Annotated in this window: 14 protein-coding genes; 11 read left to right on the forward strand and 3 right to left on the reverse strand. The window is 57.8% G+C overall.

From position 1 onward, the window contains the following. The first annotated feature begins 75 nt into the window (after positions 1-75). The 5 genes from BMZ66_RS08615 (at position 76) to BMZ66_RS08635 (ending at position 7168) form a co-directional block, all read left to right on the forward strand. Positions 76-2070 carry an ABC transporter ATP-binding protein gene (locus BMZ66_RS08615; RefSeq protein ID WP_092671170.1) on the forward strand — a complete coding sequence of 665 codons (1995 nt, stop codon included), beginning with the start codon at positions 76-78 and terminating at the stop codon, positions 2068-2070. Positions 2071-2308: 238 nt separating this feature from the next. Then, entirely contained in the window at positions 2309-4786 is a 2478-nt protein-coding gene (gene rnr, locus BMZ66_RS08620; RefSeq protein ID WP_092671173.1) for a ribonuclease R, read from the forward strand. 259 nt (positions 4787-5045) lie between these two features. After that, entirely contained in the window at positions 5046-6017 is a 972-nt protein-coding gene (locus BMZ66_RS08625) for a polyprenyl synthetase family protein (RefSeq protein ID WP_092671176.1), read from the forward strand. 105 nt (positions 6018-6122) lie between these two features. Continuing rightward, positions 6123-6776 (forward strand): rhomboid family intramembrane serine protease, encoded by a 654-nt coding sequence (locus tag BMZ66_RS08630; protein ID WP_234795040.1) that lies wholly within the window; start codon positions 6123-6125, stop codon positions 6774-6776. Positions 6777-6889: 113 nt separating this feature from the next. Then, positions 6890-7168, forward strand: coding sequence for a PLD nuclease N-terminal domain-containing protein (locus BMZ66_RS08635; RefSeq protein WP_092671179.1), 279 nt, complete (start codon positions 6890-6892; stop codon positions 7166-7168). Positions 7169-7254: 86 nt separating this feature from the next. Here BMZ66_RS08635 and BMZ66_RS08640 read toward each other — a convergent pair whose 3' ends face one another. Further along, positions 7255-7878, reverse strand: coding sequence for a hypothetical protein (locus BMZ66_RS08640; RefSeq protein ID WP_092671182.1), 624 nt, complete (start codon positions 7876-7878; stop codon positions 7255-7257). A 148-nt stretch (positions 7879-8026) separates the two neighbouring features. On the opposite strand from BMZ66_RS08640, the gene BMZ66_RS08645 reads away from it, so the two are divergent. Next, a complete protein-coding gene (locus BMZ66_RS08645; protein ID WP_234795041.1) occupies positions 8027-8899 on the forward strand; it encodes a glycerophosphodiester phosphodiesterase family protein in 873 nt (290 codons plus the stop codon). A gap of 274 nt (positions 8900-9173) precedes the next feature. Beyond that, positions 9174-9560: a helix-turn-helix domain-containing protein gene (locus tag BMZ66_RS08650; protein WP_092671185.1), complete on the forward strand. Its 387-nt coding sequence runs from the start codon at positions 9174-9176 to the stop codon at positions 9558-9560. A gap of 598 nt (positions 9561-10158) precedes the next feature. Here BMZ66_RS08650 and BMZ66_RS08655 read toward each other — a convergent pair. Further along, positions 10159-10467, reverse strand: a complete 309-nt coding sequence (locus BMZ66_RS08655; RefSeq protein WP_092671188.1) for a DciA family protein — start codon at positions 10465-10467, stop codon at positions 10159-10161. Positions 10468-10539: 72 nt separating this feature from the next. After that, positions 10540-11652 (reverse strand): DNA replication/repair protein RecF, encoded by a 1113-nt coding sequence (gene recF / locus BMZ66_RS08660; protein WP_092671192.1) that lies wholly within the window; start codon positions 11650-11652, stop codon positions 10540-10542. Positions 11653-11864: 212 nt separating this feature from the next. On the opposite strand from recF, the gene pdhA reads away from it, so the two are divergent. From pdhA to BMZ66_RS08680, 4 genes are all read left to right on the forward strand, one after another. Next, entirely contained in the window at positions 11865-12896 is a 1032-nt protein-coding gene (gene pdhA, locus BMZ66_RS08665; RefSeq protein WP_092672950.1) for a pyruvate dehydrogenase (acetyl-transferring) E1 component subunit alpha, read from the forward strand. Positions 12897-13015: 119 nt separating this feature from the next. Then, positions 13016-13813, forward strand: a complete 798-nt coding sequence (locus BMZ66_RS08670; RefSeq protein ID WP_143080117.1) for a tetratricopeptide repeat protein — start codon at positions 13016-13018, stop codon at positions 13811-13813. A gap of 120 nt (positions 13814-13933) precedes the next feature. Further along, positions 13934-14410: a 6,7-dimethyl-8-ribityllumazine synthase gene (gene ribH, locus BMZ66_RS08675; RefSeq protein WP_092671195.1), complete on the forward strand. Its 477-nt coding sequence runs from the start codon at positions 13934-13936 to the stop codon at positions 14408-14410. 198 nt (positions 14411-14608) lie between these two features. Then, complete coding sequence (locus tag BMZ66_RS08680) at positions 14609-14992, forward strand: TraR/DksA family transcriptional regulator (RefSeq protein WP_092671198.1); 384 nt, start codon at positions 14609-14611, stop codon at positions 14990-14992. Positions 14993-15115 lie beyond the last annotated feature (123 nt).

Genomic DNA, 15115 nt, shown 5'->3' on the forward strand with positions numbered 1-15115 from the left:
TGCTTCGCTGCGCTCTGCATGACGTTCTTGTGTTAATTCAGTCGTCTTACAATAGTTCTACCCCTACTTTCGTCCGTGCCCAACCCCCTCCTCACCGTTTCCAACCTTACCATTGACTTCTCCAGCCACCGCGGCGACGTGCGGGCCGTGGACAATGTGTCGTTTGAGCTGGATAGGGGCGAGACGCTGGCCATTGTGGGCGAGTCGGGCTCGGGTAAATCCGTGACGTCGCTGGCGTTGCTCGGGCTGATTCCGATGCCCCCTGGCCGTATTGCCAGTGGTAGCACCGTTTTTCTTTCCGAAAAGCTCGGCAATACCGACCTGCTGAAACTTTCCGAAACCGACCTGCGCCAGGTGCGCGGCAACGACATCGGAATGATTTTCCAGGAGCCGATGACCTCGCTGAACCCCGTGTACACCTGCGGTAGCCAGGTGGTGGAAGCCTTGCTGCTGCACACCGACTGCACGCCCAAGGCCGCCAAGGAGCGCACCATCGCGCTGTTTGCCGAAGCCCAACTGCCGCGCCCCGAAGCCATCTTCAACAGCTACCCACACGAGATTTCGGGCGGCCAGAAGCAGCGCGTGATGATTGCCATGGCCATGGCCTGCCGCCCGGCCCTGCTCATCGCCGACGAGCCCACCACGGCCCTCGACGTGACGGTGCAGGCCCGCATGCTGCGCCTCATCGACGACCTGCGCCGCCAGCACAACACGGCAGTGCTCTTCATCACCCACGACCTCGGCGTGGTGGCCGAAATCGCTGACCGCATTCTGGTGATGTACCGCGGCAAGGTGGTAGAGCAGGGGAGGGTGCTGGATATTTTTTCAAATCCGCAACATCCTTACACAAAAGGGCTTTTAGCGTGCCGTCCGCGCCTCTCAGTAGGCAAAAAACGCCTCCCCGTGGTGGCTGATTTCATGGGGGAAGACGCCAGCGGGCAGCTTTTCGCCCAGCCCGCGCCCGTGCTTCCCCTGCCAGATGAGGCACTTGCGGAATCTTCGCCCGAAGTGGAGGAACAGCAGTTACACGATAAAACTGATACCGCCAAAACGTTCCCCGTGGAACATGGGGGTTTTAGGGATGTTCCACGGTCGGAGTCCGGCTTGTTGCACCATACAACCTTACCCCCTGACTCCCTCTCCAAAAAAGAGGGGGAACCGGAAATGCTTTCAGCGGAATCGTCTTCACGAACCGGTGCCCCCTCTTTTTTGGAGAGGGGGTCAGGGGATGAGGTTCTGTCGGGCGCGCCGTTGCTAGAAGTCCAAAACCTCCAGGTCTACTTCCCCCTCCGCAAGGGCTTTTTTCGCCGCGCCACCGACTACGTTCGCGCCGTAGACAACGTCAGCTTCACCCTCTATCCCGGCGAGACCATCGGCCTCGTAGGGGAGTCCGGTTGCGGCAAGACCACGCTCGGCCGGGCGCTGCTCCGCCTCACGGAACCAACGGCGGGCAGCATCCTGTTTGAAGGAACTGATTTGGCTAAACTGTCCAGTGGTGACTTGCGTCGCCGTCGGCGCGATTTGCAGCTGGTGTTTCAGGACCCTTACGCCGCCCTTAATCCCATGCTGACGGTGGGCGAGGCCATCTGGGAGCCGATGCGCGTGCACAACGTGGGCGGCACCCGCCAACAGCAAAAAGCGAAAGTGATGGAGCTGCTGCGCACCGTGGGGCTGCGCGACGAGCATTTCCAGCGCTACCCACACGAGTTCAGCGGCGGGCAGCGGCAGCGCATCTGCATTGCCCGGGCGCTGGCTTTGCAGCCCAAGCTGATTGTCTGCGACGAGTCGGTTTCGGCCCTCGATGTCTCGGTGCAGGCGCAAGTGCTGAACCTTCTCAACGACCTCAAACGCGAGTTCGGCATCACTTATCTGTTCATCACGCACGACCTTTCCGTGGCCCGGTTTATGAGCGACCGGCTGCTGGTCATGCACCAGGGCCGCATCGTGGAAAGCGGCCCGGCAGCGGCCATCTACGCCGCGCCGCAGCACGAATACACCCAGGGCCTGCTGGCCGCCATCCCGAAGGATAGTTTGGCGGACATCGAAGCTGCCGTAGCCAGCCGGGCGTAGTCCTGTAGCGTGGACTCTGCGAGTCCGCGCCGGAACCATATACCTTGCGCTTCCCATCGTCGCTTTTGCTTCCAGCTCGCTACAGTGCTAAGCGCTACCACGCGCGGACTCTCAGAGTCCACGCTACAACCTCCCGGCCGGTGTCGCGTTCTAATACCCGCGACCCGATTCACCGGACCATTCATTTTTTCCGCTCTCGCCGCCTGCGACCAATCACTTTTCGGCGGCCACTTTTTACATGAACACCCCCGAAACCCCCAAGGCCCCCCGCGCCAAGCGCGAAAAGCCCGAACCCGCGCCCATCAGTCAGGAACAAGTACTGAGCGCTTTTACCGATAACCCCACCAAAGTCCTCGCCTACCGCCAACTCTCGCGCCGCCTCGGCGTCACGACCAAGGGCCAGCGCGAGGAAATCTTTGCTCACATCAAGCAGCTGCGCAAGCAAGGCTTGATTTTGCTGCTTCAGAACGACGAATACCGCTTGGCCGATACGGAAGTTGTAGCGGCGGCATTGATGCCGTCCAGCGCCCGCAAATCGACCAAAAAAGCGGCTTCGCCCGTTGAGCCCCCGCGCAACCGTTCGGTGCAGGCCAACTTTGGCCAGGACCCCATCATTCACCGCCGCCGCTCCGCCGGCTTCGACTATGTGGATGGCGACGACCGTCCCGAGCGTGCGCCGTCCAACACGGTCATCGGCACCGTGGATTTGGCCACGCCCAACTTCGCCTTCGTGGTGCCCGAAGGGGTGGACGGTGGCGACGATATCCGCGTGTTTACCGACCAGCTCAAATTTGCCCTGCAGGGCGATGTGGTGCGAGTACGCCTGCGCAGTTCGCGCGACGGCCGCCCCGTGGGCGACGTAGTAGAAGTGCTCAAGCGCCAGCGCCCCGAGGTAGTAGGCCGCCTGCAGGTGCAGGGCACGCTAGGCTTTGTGAAGCCGGACAACCGCAAGGTGTACTTCGACGTGTTTGTGCCGCCGCACGCCTTGGGCGATTCCCGCAACGGCGACAAGGTGTTGGTTCGCATCAACGAATTTCCCGAAGACAGCAACCGCCAGCCGGTGGGTGAGGTCATCCGCAACTTCGGTGCGGCCGGCGGCAACGAAGCCGAGATTAACGCCATCATGGCTGAATTCGGCTTGCCGTTTGAGTTTCCTGAGGAAGTACAGACCGAGTCGGAAGGCATCAGCGAGGTTATCTCGGAAGATGAAATTGCCCGCCGCCGCGACTTCCGCAACGTGACTACGTTCACCATTGACCCGGCCGACGCCAAGGACTTCGACGATGCCCTCAGCATTGAGAAGCTGGAAAATGGCCACTGGGAAATTGGTGTGCACATCGCCGACGTGACCCACTACGTGCGTCCCGGCACTGAGCTGGAGCGTGAGGGCAAGCACCGCGCCACCTCGGTTTACCTGGTTGACCGCGTGATTCCCATGCTGCCCGAGCGCCTGAGCAACGGCCTCTGCTCGCTGCGGCCCCATGAGGACAAGCTGACTTTCTCGGCCGTGTTTGAGCTGGATGAGAACGGCAAGCTCTACGAGTCGTGGTTTGGCAAAACCATCATTCACTCCGACCGTCGCTTCAGCTACGAAGAGGCCCAGGAGCGCATCGAAAGCAAGGAAGGCGACTACGCCGAGGAGATAAACATCATGAACGACATGGCGCATAAAATCTGCGCCCAGCGCTTCAAGCAAGGTGCCATCACCTTCGAAACGCAGGAAGTGAAGTTCCGACTCAATGAGCACGGCAAGCCCCTCGGCGTGTACGTGAAGGAGCGGAAGGACGCGCACAAGATGATTGAGGAGTTTATGCTGCTCGCCAACCGCAAGGTGGCCGAGTTCGTGTTCAACCTAAAAAAGACCAAGCCGCGCTTCACCATGGTGTACCGTACCCACGATGCGCCGGAGCCCGAACGCCTGCAGACCTTCGCCCTCTTCGCCCAGAAATTCGGCTACAAGCTGAAGCTAGACAATCCGAAAAAAATCAGCACCGAGCTCAATAACCTGAGTTCGGAAGTAGTGGGCAAGCCCGAGCAAAATGTGCTTCAGGGACTCGCCATCCGGACTATGGCCAAAGCCATTTACAGCACCGAGCCGCTGGGCCACTTCGGCCTGGCCTTCGACCACTACTCGCACTTCACCTCGCCCATCCGCCGCTACCCCGATATGATGGCCCACCGCCTACTCGAGCACTACCTGCTCGGCGGCAAGAACGTGCCCGTTGACCCCGTAGAAGAAGAGTGCAAGCACTCCTCGGCCCGCGAGAAACTTGCTGCCAACGCCGAGCGCGCCAGCATCAAGTTCAAGCAGGTGGAGTTCATGGCCGACGAAATTGGCAACACCTTTAAGGGGGTGGTCTCTGGCCTCACCGAGCGCGGCATGTACATCGAAATCGAGGAGAACAAGTGCGAAGGCATGGTGCGCCTGAGCGACATTCCCGGTGACGAATACGAGCTTGACAAGGACAACTACCGCATCGTGGGCCGCCGCAACAAGCGCATCATCCAGTTCGGCGACGAGATGATGGTAGTCGTAAAATCTGCCAACCTGCTTGACCGCACCATTGACTTCGAGCTGGTAGATGACCGCCCCGACCACGTGAAGAAGCGCGAAGCTGACGAGCGCAAGCAGCGCAGCAGCGAGCCCCGCGGCTACCGTGACCACAGCAGCGGCAAGGGGCACAGCAAGGGCGGGCACAAGGGCAAACGCCGGTAGGCCTGACTAACCCATGCGGTGGAACCTCACCCCTGCCGGGCACGGCCCCGGCCCCTCTCCCGCGGAGAGGGGAGCCTGACGATTTTAAGTCTCGACTCAATCCAGAGTCGGGGCTTTTTTGTTAGAATACTAGTGTCGGGTTTATCTATTCAATGCCTCTCGGTTCCCCTCTCCACGGGAGAGGGGCCGGGGCCGTGCCCGGCAGGGGTGAGGTTCCACCGCATGGGTTCGACGGCGCTATCCGTTCTTTGCACGCACTATGACCCCAGCCGACTTCCCCGCTCAAATCACTGCCGCCCTCGCCCAACTTAACTACGGCGAGCAACCCGATACCCTCTACGCCCCAATCCGCTACATCATGGGGCTTGGGGGCAAGCGCATCCGGCCGCTGCTCACGCTGCTCGGCGCCCATGTCTTCACCGACGAGCTGACGCCCATCCTCAAGCCCGCTGTGGCCACCGAAGTCTTCCACAACTTCACCCTGCTCCACGACGACCTGATGGACCAGGCGCCCCTGCGCCGCGGCCAAGCCACCGTGCACGAGAAGTGGAATCCCAATGTAGCTATCCTCAGCGGCGACGTGATGCTGGTGCGGGCCTACGAACTGTTCCTGGACGTGGAGCCGACGCTACTCCCCACCGTGCTCCGCCGCTTCGGCCAGACGGCCGCCGAGGTCTGCGAAGGCCAGCAGTGGGACATGAACTTCGAGACCGAAGCCCAGGTAACCATCCCGCAATACCTGGACATGATTCGCCTGAAAACAGCCGTCCTCCTCGGCTTCTGCCTGGAGCTGGGTGCCCGCCTCGCCGGCGCCTCCGAGGAAGATGCCGACCACCTCCGCCAGTTCGGTACCGACATCGGCCTGGCCTTCCAGCTGCGCGACGACCTGCTCGACGTGTATGGCGACGCCGCCACCTTCGGCAAGCGCGTGGGCGGCGACATCGTATCCGATAAAAAGACGTTTCTGCTCCTCACCGCCCAGGCCCAGGCCAACGCCGAGCAGCAAACCATCTTGCGCCAGCTCATCGCCCAGCCCGTCACCGATGCCGACGCCAAGGTCACGGCCGTGCGCGCCATCTACGACGAGCTCGAAATTCGACCTCAGACGGAAGCTCTCATCAACGACTACTTCCAGGATGCCCTGCAGCATTTGGAGCGCGTAGCGGCGCCCGCAGCGCGCAAAGAGCCGCTGCATCACCTCGCACTCCAGCTCATGGACCGCGAGAGCTAGCATAGCGCTTGCTTCAGCCCCTGCGTTCTACTGCCGGTACCTGCTGATGCGCGCGTGCTGCGGCCCTGTATCCGATTTTCATTACCCACCCTTTTCCGGCGTTTCGTGTTCAACCCTGTTCTAATCCTCATCGGCCTCACGGTCGCCATCTCTGCCTACGCCTGGTCGAAAAGCCAGCTGATGGAGTCCTGGATAATGCACCCTTACCTTATGGCGCGTACCGGCGGGCAGTGGCATCGCCTGCTCACCTCCGGCTTCCTGCACGCCGACTGGGCCCATCTGCTCTTCAACATGTTTGCCTTCTACTCCTTCAGCCCCATTGTGCTGGGAACGTTAGCCGGCAACTACGGGCCGGGCGCGGGCATTGGCCTGTTCCTGCTGCTCTACCTGGGCGGCATCATCATCTCCGATTTGCCCACCTACTTCCAGCACCGCAACGACCCGGGCTACCGCAGCCTCGGGGCTTCGGGCGGGGTGTCGTCGGTGGTGTTTGCCAGCATCCTGCTGTTTCCGGTCAACAACAGCGGGGGCGGCATCATCATCTTCCCCATTCCGTTTCCCATCCAGCCCTTCCTGTTCGGCTTCCTTTACCTGGCCTATTCCTGGTACATGGGCCGCCGCCGGGGCGATAACATCAACCACGACGCCCACTTCTACGGCGCCCTCTACGGCGTCGTGCTCATGCTGGCCCTTATGCCTGCAGCCGGACCTGAGTTTATCATGCAAATCAGCCAATTCATTCAAGCAAAACTCTCATAATCAGTATTTTAAATATAAAAAAGAGACTTTTCCTATATCCATTTGAAGATGTTTGCGTAAGAGGGGGCAGATAGGCAAGCGCCTGTTTCCTTTCCAACTTAAATCCCTTCGCAATGCGTTTTCTCACTTCCCTTAGCAATCGTATCCCCTCGCTGGCCCTGCTACTGAGCTTGTTCACTTCTGTTCTACTCACGGCTTGTGGTAGTGGCAGGCGCGACGATGGCACGCTCAGCATCGTGGGTATTGTTTACCTCCTTTTTGCCGTCTTCGCCTTTCTCAGCCTCATCAAGCAGGACTGGTCCATTGGCAAGAAAATTATCTGGGGCCTTATCATTTGGTTCTTTCCTTTCGGTGGTTCCATCATCTACTTCCTCTTCTCGGGCCGCAAGTAGCAGGTCTTACCAAGAGTTGATAAAACAAAAAGCCCCGGCCAAATCTGGCCGGGGCTTTTTGTTTGCGGTAGGTTTTTCTTCCAACCCTAGCGGTTCAGCAGGCGCTTCTTTTCAAGCTGGGCCACGCCCCGCAGGAGCTCGCCCCCGTTCGTGATTTGCGTCATCTGCCAGTGGTCGCCCACGCGGCGCAGCTTCACTTCCACCACCATCGTGGTGTCGTATTTGGGCTGCGAAACCTCGAGGCCCACAAAGGCATTGTCGCCTTCCTCCCGGCTGTACTTGATGCCCTTAAACTGGCTGTCGGGGCTCACCACTTTGCCCACCAGCCCGGTGAGTGAAACATTAACCACATGTTTCGGAGCCGCTGCTGCTGCCTCTTCCAGCGAGCCGGTTTCTACGTAGCGCTGCACTTCCTGGTGTGCTGCTTTAGCCAGGGCTGGCTTGAGCATGCGCATGGCCCCGCCCATCATCAGGCTGCCGCCGGGTACCAGTGAGGACAGCACCGAGCCTTGCTGAGAGATGTCGTCCACGAGATGTCCGGTCACGCTGCTCACGTCTACGTATTTCTCAAACGCAGCCATGTCGTGGGTTTGCACAGCGGCGGCGGCGGCCACCAACGCGCCCTGTGGGCCCTGCTTGAGGCTGCGGTAGTAATAGTATCCGCCGGCAACCAGGGCTAGCAGCAGGACGAATAGCAGAAGTCTTTTCATGAAAGCGTAAGCGTTAGAATGAGCTGCAAAATTACCTCAATCACCGGTTTCTATTTGGGTTCTCGTATGGATAGCCAACGCTCGTAATTGTCCCGGCAGTTTCCGGACCTTTTGCGTTCGACTTTAGTCTTTCGCTTACCCTTTATATATGCCCAACCTCCTCAGTGCATCCATGCCTGTTCGGCCCGTGGAAGTGCACGGGCACCGCGGTTGCCGCGGCCTTCGTCCCGAAAACACCCTGCCGGCCTTTCTGCACGCCCTCGCCCTCGGGGTCGATATTATCGAACTCGATGTAGTCGTATCTGCCGATAAGCAAGTAGTCGTTTCGCACGAGCCCTGGCTGAACCCGAGCATCTGCCTTGATGTGCATGGCCAGCCCGTCGCTTCAGATACGGCCCACGAGCACAATCTATACAAGATGCTGTACGCCGATATCCGGCGGTGCGACTGCGGGCAGCTAGGCCATCCAACGTTTCCTGAGCAAGTGCCAGGGCCGGCTTTCAAGCCCCTGCTCAAGGAAGCACTGGTTGCCATCGAGGCTGCTGCTCGCGCATTGGGCCGTGCCCCGGTTGGGTATTCTGTCGAGATAAAAAGCAGCCCGGAGGGCGATGGCATTTTGCATCCGGCGCCTGCGCAGTTCCTGGCTTTGGTACTGGCTGAGCTGGCCTCTGCCCAGGTGCTAGACCGTACCACCCTACTTTGTTTCGACCCGCGTATTCTTCAGCTCGCTCATCAGCAACTGCCCGGTTTGTCTACATGCCTTCTGGTAGAAGATGAGCTAGCCTGGACTCACCATCTCACCCAACTTGGCTTTGTGCCCACTGCCTTCGGGCCCGACTTCACCACTGTCACCCCAGAGGCGGTTGCGCTGCTTCGTTCATCTTACCCCGGCCTCCGCCTCGTGCCCTGGACTGTAAACGACCGCTCCGACATGAAACGCATGCTTGCTCTGCAAGTAGACGGTATAGCTACAGACTATCCGGACCGTCTCATTTCCATGCGGACCACCTACTATCAGTGACCCCAGATTTGGTACATACTCCATTGCCCCCCTTCGAAATGCCCCAGGCATCAAAGGAGGGCTTTTTTATTGGTGTTAAATGCAGTGGTGCATTGGCGTTACATAATTCGCGTGTAACGTACTGATGTTACATGTGTTTCATGTGTTCGATACAAGTGTATCACTTGTAAAATGTCCAAACGTGTACGTAAATTGTAATTTTATTATCTGTACAAGTTTGTTTAATCCGTACACATTTGACATATTTGCATAAGCGTTACGCAACTCGTTTAATATGCCACACCAAGGGGAAATCCTGCAAGAAGCCATCAAAAACAGCGGTATTTCCATTACGCGTATCGTAGAGGAATTGGGTATTACACGCCCTACCATTTATCGTAAATTCAAAGAAGAGACAATTGATTACAACTTCGTAAAACGTATCGGTGACATTATAAATCATGATTTTTCGAACGACTTTACAGTTGTACAACAATCTTCATTGCCATTCGTAACACCTTTACAAAAAGCTGCCGTTACACAATCTGTTACACCCCGTGTAACATCCACGCAAAACATCGATTCTGACCCATCTAAGCAGCTTTTATTACTCCAAGCGAAGTACATAGCTCTTTTAGAGGCCTACAATGAGTTATTGCTAAAGGTGTATGGGCCCAAGTGACAAAAATGTTCCACGTGAAACATTTTTGTCCTAAACGACGGGGCTTGAGCAGATGTAACAGCGCCAACTATACGGTCACCAGACATCAATTTATGAGGCTATGCTAGCAGCCTTTATTGAGTAGCGGCAACGAATCCATCGGGCTTGGTGGACACATCTGCGGGTCAGGATAGGCCCTTCGTATATCGGCTGGCAATCCACAATTCGAGTCAAATATCGCCTTGTTTTGCCTTGCCGAATTGAGCCAGCTGAAGCCGCACATAGAGCCTCCCCGGAAAATGAATTAGATGTCATGCTGGCTTGTTGAAGCACCTCCACCGTTTCGCTTGGTCCTCGAAACGAAGCGGGAGAAATGCTTCGACAAGCTCAAAGCATGATGGCCTTTTTAGAGGGTGGGCACTTTTCAGATAGCTTCTAAGCAGACTGGACTAAGGGCTGTCGAGGACAGCAAACCTCAATACGAAAGAAGACTAGACCTCCGTCGTGGATAGGATTAGCGAGACCCAGCACAGCACCGGGCGAGGGCGCATCATGGCAATCCGCTCCGGCGAGGCCAGCGTCAAAATGAGCCCGGAAGTGGGAGGGATAGAAACCCAGCTTAGAGAAAAATCACTTCTTTAATAACGGTCTCACCAACCTCGGCATTGATGAGTTCGGCCACCCGCGTCTTGGCCATTACCAACTCGTGTTTGAGGGGAGCGGAAGTAAGGCGCACAAAAAGGCGTCCTTGGTTGACATACACCTCCTGGGTCTTCAACGCGACCGCCTTGCCCATCACCCGCTCCCAACTGGATACCACCATTACCTCGTTGAGTTTGCCCTGGAGCCGGTAGGCACGCACCAAAGCTTCGAGGCCTTCCTTAAGGGAAATGTCGCCGGAGCGAGAAGGGGAGAAGGGTTTTTTCACGGTAGAGTTAGGCCAAAAGAAAGGGGCAAGATAGCCCCTGTTTTGGTGCCGCAAAGGTAGCCACGGTAGCGCCTAAACGGGCGCTACCGTACCGTCCAACACGCGGAAGCGGAGGATGGGAATGGTGACGCGCGCCAGGGCCTGGTCGGTGCGCTCCAGGTTGGTGTCAGTCAAAAACACTTGCCCAAAAGTCTCATCAGCTACCAACTCAAGTAGCCGGGCAATGCGCTTGTCGTCCAGCCGGTCGAAAATATCATCGAGGAGGAGCAAAGGCTTGTGGTGCCGCTTCGATGCCAACATCTCGAACTGGGCTAGTTTTAGGGCGATGGCGAAAGACTTCTGCTGGCCCTGCGACGAGTGGCTTTTAACCGGCAACTCATCCATCAGGAAGACGAAGTCGTCGCGGTGCGAGCCAGTGGTGCTGCGCTGCAGAGCAAAGTCGCGGCGCTCATTGCTTCGAAGCAACTGAGCAAAGTCAGCTCCAACCAACTGGCTTTTGTAGGTAAGCGTAACGACTTCCCGGCCATCGGCGAGTTGCTGGTAATGCCGCTGAAAGATGGTGACGTACTCCGCCAGGAATGCTTCCCGCAGCGCTGTTATCTGTTCGCCCAACGGGGCCAGCTGCTCGTCAAGGGCAAGCAGGTAATCGCGGTCGAAGCCATGATTTGGGCGGTCGCCTTGCTTGAGCACGGCATTGCGTTGACGTAGGAGGGCATTGTATGAAATGAGCAACTCCAAGTACGCATGGTCGAGCTGGGCCATCAGGCTATCGAAATACTTGCGGCGCTCCTCGCTGCCCTGCCGAATCAGGTCCGTGTCGTAGGGGGAGATGAGGACGGCGGGGTACTTACCAATGTGGTCGGCCATGCGCTCGTAGAGCTGCTTGTTGTGGGTGAGGGTCTTTTTCTGGCCCAGCCGCAGGCTTACCTGTATGGTTTCGTGCTCAGGAGCTGAATCAGATGAAAAATTTCCCTTAACTACAAAGAAATCAGCACCTTGCTTAATACAAAGGGCGTCTGACGACGTTATTGCGCTCTTAGTGAGCGACAAGTAGTGAATGGCGTCGAGTAGATTCGTTTTCCCGCTTCCATTGTCGCCAATGAAGCAGTTAAGGCCAGGGGATAAACGAAGCGCGGCGTCGTCGTAATTTTTAAAAAAAAGTAGCTGAAGGGAGTCGAGGGTCATAAGGTTCGGTATTGCCAGCACTTTTACGTAATTTCGCCCTCCCAACGCGAATTATTCTTTTCCTTAAACTTGCTATGGCAGATACGAAAGTAAAAGCTGCATCTAAAAAAACGCCTGCAGCCAACGGTTCAGCAACCAAGGCGAAAGGCAAAGCTGCCGCCGCTACCCGCAAGCAGCCCGACCCCGTGATGCCTGGCACCGACGAGCCCACGATGGCCGCCTCGGGTACCGACCTCTCGAAACAAGAAGCCGCCGAGTCGAACTTCCCCAAGGAGACCTACCTGCGCTGGTACGAGCAAATGCAGCTCATGCGCAAGTTTGAGGACAAAGCCGGCCAGCTATACGGCCAGCAAAAGATTAAAGGTTTCTGCCACCTCTACATCGGCCAGGAGGCCTGCGTAGCCGGGGCAGTGTCTGCCCTGGAAGTAGGCGACAAGTACATCACCGCTTACCGCGACCACGCCCACCCGCTGGCCCTGGGTACTTCGCCCAATGCCATCATGGCCGAGCTGTTTGCCAAAGCCACCGGTTGCTCGAAAGGCAAGGGCGGCTCCATGCACATGTTCGACAAGGAGGTTGGGTTCATGGGCGGCCACGGCATCGTGGGCGCTCAGGTGCCCATGGGTGCCGGCATTGCCTTTGCCGAGAAATACAACAAGACCGGCAAGCTCTGCATTTGCTACATGGGCGACGGCGCCGTGCGCCAAGGTGCCCTGCACGAGGCCTTCAACATGGCCATGCTGTGGAAGCTGCCCGTCATCTTCGTAATTGAGAACAACGGCTACGCCATGGGCACCTCGGTGGCCCGGACCTCGAACGTGACCGACCTCTACAAGATTGGCCTGAGCTACGACATGCCGTCGGAGCCGGTGAACGGCATGCGGGTGGAAGACGTGCACGAGGCAGTGGCCCGTGCCGCCGAGCGCGCCCGCAGCGGCGACGGCCCCACGCTGCTCGAGTTTAAGACCTACCGCTACAAGGGCCACTCCATGAGCGACCCCGCCAAGTACCGCACCAAGGAGGAACTGGAGGACTACCGCATGCGCGACGCCATCGAAGGCGTGCGGCATACCCTACTCACCCAGAACATGGCCACCGAGGCCGACCTCGAAGCCATCGACGAGCGCATCAAAGCGCAGGTAGCCGAATCGGTAGAGTTTGCCGAAACGTCGCCTTACCCTACCCCCGACGAACTGTACAAGGACGTTTACGTGCAGGCCGACTATCCCTACATCCACGACTAATCTTGAAATAGCTGTTAGCTCATGGCCCCTAGCTGTTAGCTTTTGCAGAGTAAAATCAAGCCTTTGTTTTTAATTAAAAAGCTAAAAGCTGACAGCTAATAGCTAACAGCTTCTTAAGTATGTCAAAGATTCCTTACACTGGCAAAAGCCAGCAGGGCCAGCAGGCCCGCCAGGGGCAACCCGCGCAGAACGTTCCGGCCGACCCACTGGCGCCTGCTGAAAACCTCACGTCTGAAAACCAGCCGGCGGAGAACCCGCTGCTGGAAGACCCGGACGCCCTAGCGGCGCGGCTGGTTGAGTCGGAGGACTTCGTGCGCAACAACCGCAACGTCCTGCTCGGCATTCTGGCTGCGGTAGTGCTGGCGGTGGTAGGGGCTTTTGCATTCTACACCTGGCGCAACCAGCAGGACGAAAAAGCGCAGGCCAGCATGTTCCGCGCCGTGAACCACTGGGAAGCCGATTCGCTGAACAAGGCCATCAAGGGCGACGGCAAAGCGCCCGGCCTGGTGACCGTGACGCAGGAGTACGGCAGCACCAAGGCCGGCAAGCTCGCCAACTTCTACGCTGGTGTGGCTTCGCTGAAGCAGGGGAAATACAAAGAGGCCATCGACTACCTCGAAGACTTCAGCTCGGACGACTACCTCGTGCAGAGCCGCGCCTACGCCCTGATGGGCGATGCCCAACTGGAGCTGAACAAGCCCAAGGAAGCCGCCGACCTCTACGCCAAAGCCGCCGACAACAACGCTAACGAGTACTTCTCGCCCGGCTACTTGCTGAAAGAAGGCGTGGCTCGCGAAATAGCCAACGACAACGAAGGCGCCATGAAAGCCTACGACCGCATCATCAACGAATTTCCCACGGCCCAGGAAGTAGCGGAAGCCCGCCAGTACAAAGCCAAGCTGGAAGGCGCGAAATAATCAGGACGATTACCTTGTCATCCTGAGCACAGCGAAGGACCTTGTCGCACCCGAACGAAACCCGTTCCACCGTGATAAGGTCCTTCGTTGCGTTCAGGATGACTGCATTTAACCCCACGAATGGCAACTTCTCTTCAAAACCTGAGCGAGTACGACGCTTCCACCTTCATCGACATCAGCGAAAAGCGCTTCGGGTTGGTGGTGGCTGATTGGAACCGTGAAATAACCGACGTGCTCAGTGCCGGCGCTTACGATACCCTCATCAAGCACGGCGCCAACGCCGAAAACATTTACCGCAACACCGTGCCCGGTAGCTTCGAGCTCACGTTAGGGGCGCAGTTTCTGGCCCAGCACGATGAGATGGACGCCGTGATTTGCCTCGGCGTCGTGATTCAGGGCGAAACCAAGCACGACGACTACATCTGCCACGCCGTGGCTCAAGGCATCACGCAGGTGGGCTTGAAGTTCAACAAGCCGGTTATTTTTGGCCTCGTTACCACCAATACCCTGGAGCAAGCCTGGGACCGGGCGGGTGGCAAGCACGGCAATAAGGGAGTGGAAGCCGCTGTCGCTGCCATCCAAATGTTAGGCTTTTAGTAACCGAAGGAAAAGCGGGTTACCGTTTGTAACTTTGCAGCCGCAAAAACAAGCATGCAACGGCTTTAGCTCGTGGGGGAAAGGGCCGATTAGGGCCTGCCAAACCATTCAGCAGCCGGCCGTGTTGCCGATGCATTGCCTGGAACGATTTCCCTGTGATTGCCTAATATTGCCCTTACCTCTTTTTTACCCCTTTCGATGAACGACGACAACATTCGCTATTCCCGGGAAGACTTGAACGAGTTTGACCAGATTATCCAGGATAAACTGACGGCGGCCCGCAAGGAGTTGGCATTCATCAAGGAGACCCTGAACCGCAGCAACGACTCCGGCACCGACACCACCGCTTCGTCGGCCAAGGTACTGGAAGACGGCGCCGACACGGCCGAGAAAGAAAGCATGAACCAGCTGGCCTCGCGCCAGATGAAGTTTATCCAGCAGCTTGAAAACGCCCAGGTCCGCATCAAGAACGGCACCTACGGCGTGTGCATCGGCACCGGCAAGCTGATTCCCAAGGAGCGCCTGCGCGCAGTACCCCACACCCAGCATTCCATCGAAGCCAAAATGGCCCGCCGCGACTAATACGCGCGGAGGCTCGAGGCCCGAATCTGTGGGCCGGCGCTGCGGCGGCCGGCTGGCAGGTTCGGGCTTTTGCTTTTATATTGAGTGAATCATTTTGCTGCCTGAGGGCTTTAGCTCCACAGT

It is taken from the genome of Hymenobacter arizonensis (assembly GCF_900115775.1).
Lineage (GTDB): Bacteria > Bacteroidota > Bacteroidia > Cytophagales > Hymenobacteraceae > Hymenobacter > Hymenobacter arizonensis.

What these genes read in the sequence shown, in the direction of transcription:
- rnr (WP_092671173.1), top strand. Translation starts at nt 2,309, where the DNA reads ATGAACACCCCCGAAACCCCCAAGGCCCCCCGCGCCAAGCGCGAAAAG.
- BMZ66_RS08625 (WP_092671176.1), top strand. Translation starts at nt 5,046, where the DNA reads ATGACCCCAGCCGACTTCCCCGCTCAAATCACTGCCGCCCTCGCCCAA.
- BMZ66_RS08635 (WP_092671179.1), top strand. Translation starts at nt 6,890, where the DNA reads ATGCGTTTTCTCACTTCCCTTAGCAATCGTATCCCCTCGCTGGCCCTG.
- BMZ66_RS08640 (WP_092671182.1), bottom strand. Translation starts at nt 7,878, where the DNA reads ATGAAAAGACTTCTGCTATTCGTCCTGCTGCTAGCCCTGGTTGCCGGC.
- BMZ66_RS08645 (WP_234795041.1), top strand. Translation starts at nt 8,027, where the DNA reads ATGCCCAACCTCCTCAGTGCATCCATGCCTGTTCGGCCCGTGGAAGTG.
- BMZ66_RS08650 (WP_092671185.1), top strand. Translation starts at nt 9,174, where the DNA reads ATGCCACACCAAGGGGAAATCCTGCAAGAAGCCATCAAAAACAGCGGT.
- recF (WP_092671192.1), bottom strand. Translation starts at nt 11,652, where the DNA reads ATGACCCTCGACTCCCTTCAGCTACTTTTTTTTAAAAATTACGACGAC.
- pdhA (WP_092672950.1), top strand. Translation starts at nt 11,865, where the DNA reads ATGGCCGCCTCGGGTACCGACCTCTCGAAACAAGAAGCCGCCGAGTCG.
- BMZ66_RS08670 (WP_143080117.1), top strand. Translation starts at nt 13,016, where the DNA reads ATGTCAAAGATTCCTTACACTGGCAAAAGCCAGCAGGGCCAGCAGGCC.
- ribH (WP_092671195.1), top strand. Translation starts at nt 13,934, where the DNA reads ATGGCAACTTCTCTTCAAAACCTGAGCGAGTACGACGCTTCCACCTTC.
- BMZ66_RS08680 (WP_092671198.1), top strand. Translation starts at nt 14,609, where the DNA reads ATGAACGACGACAACATTCGCTATTCCCGGGAAGACTTGAACGAGTTT.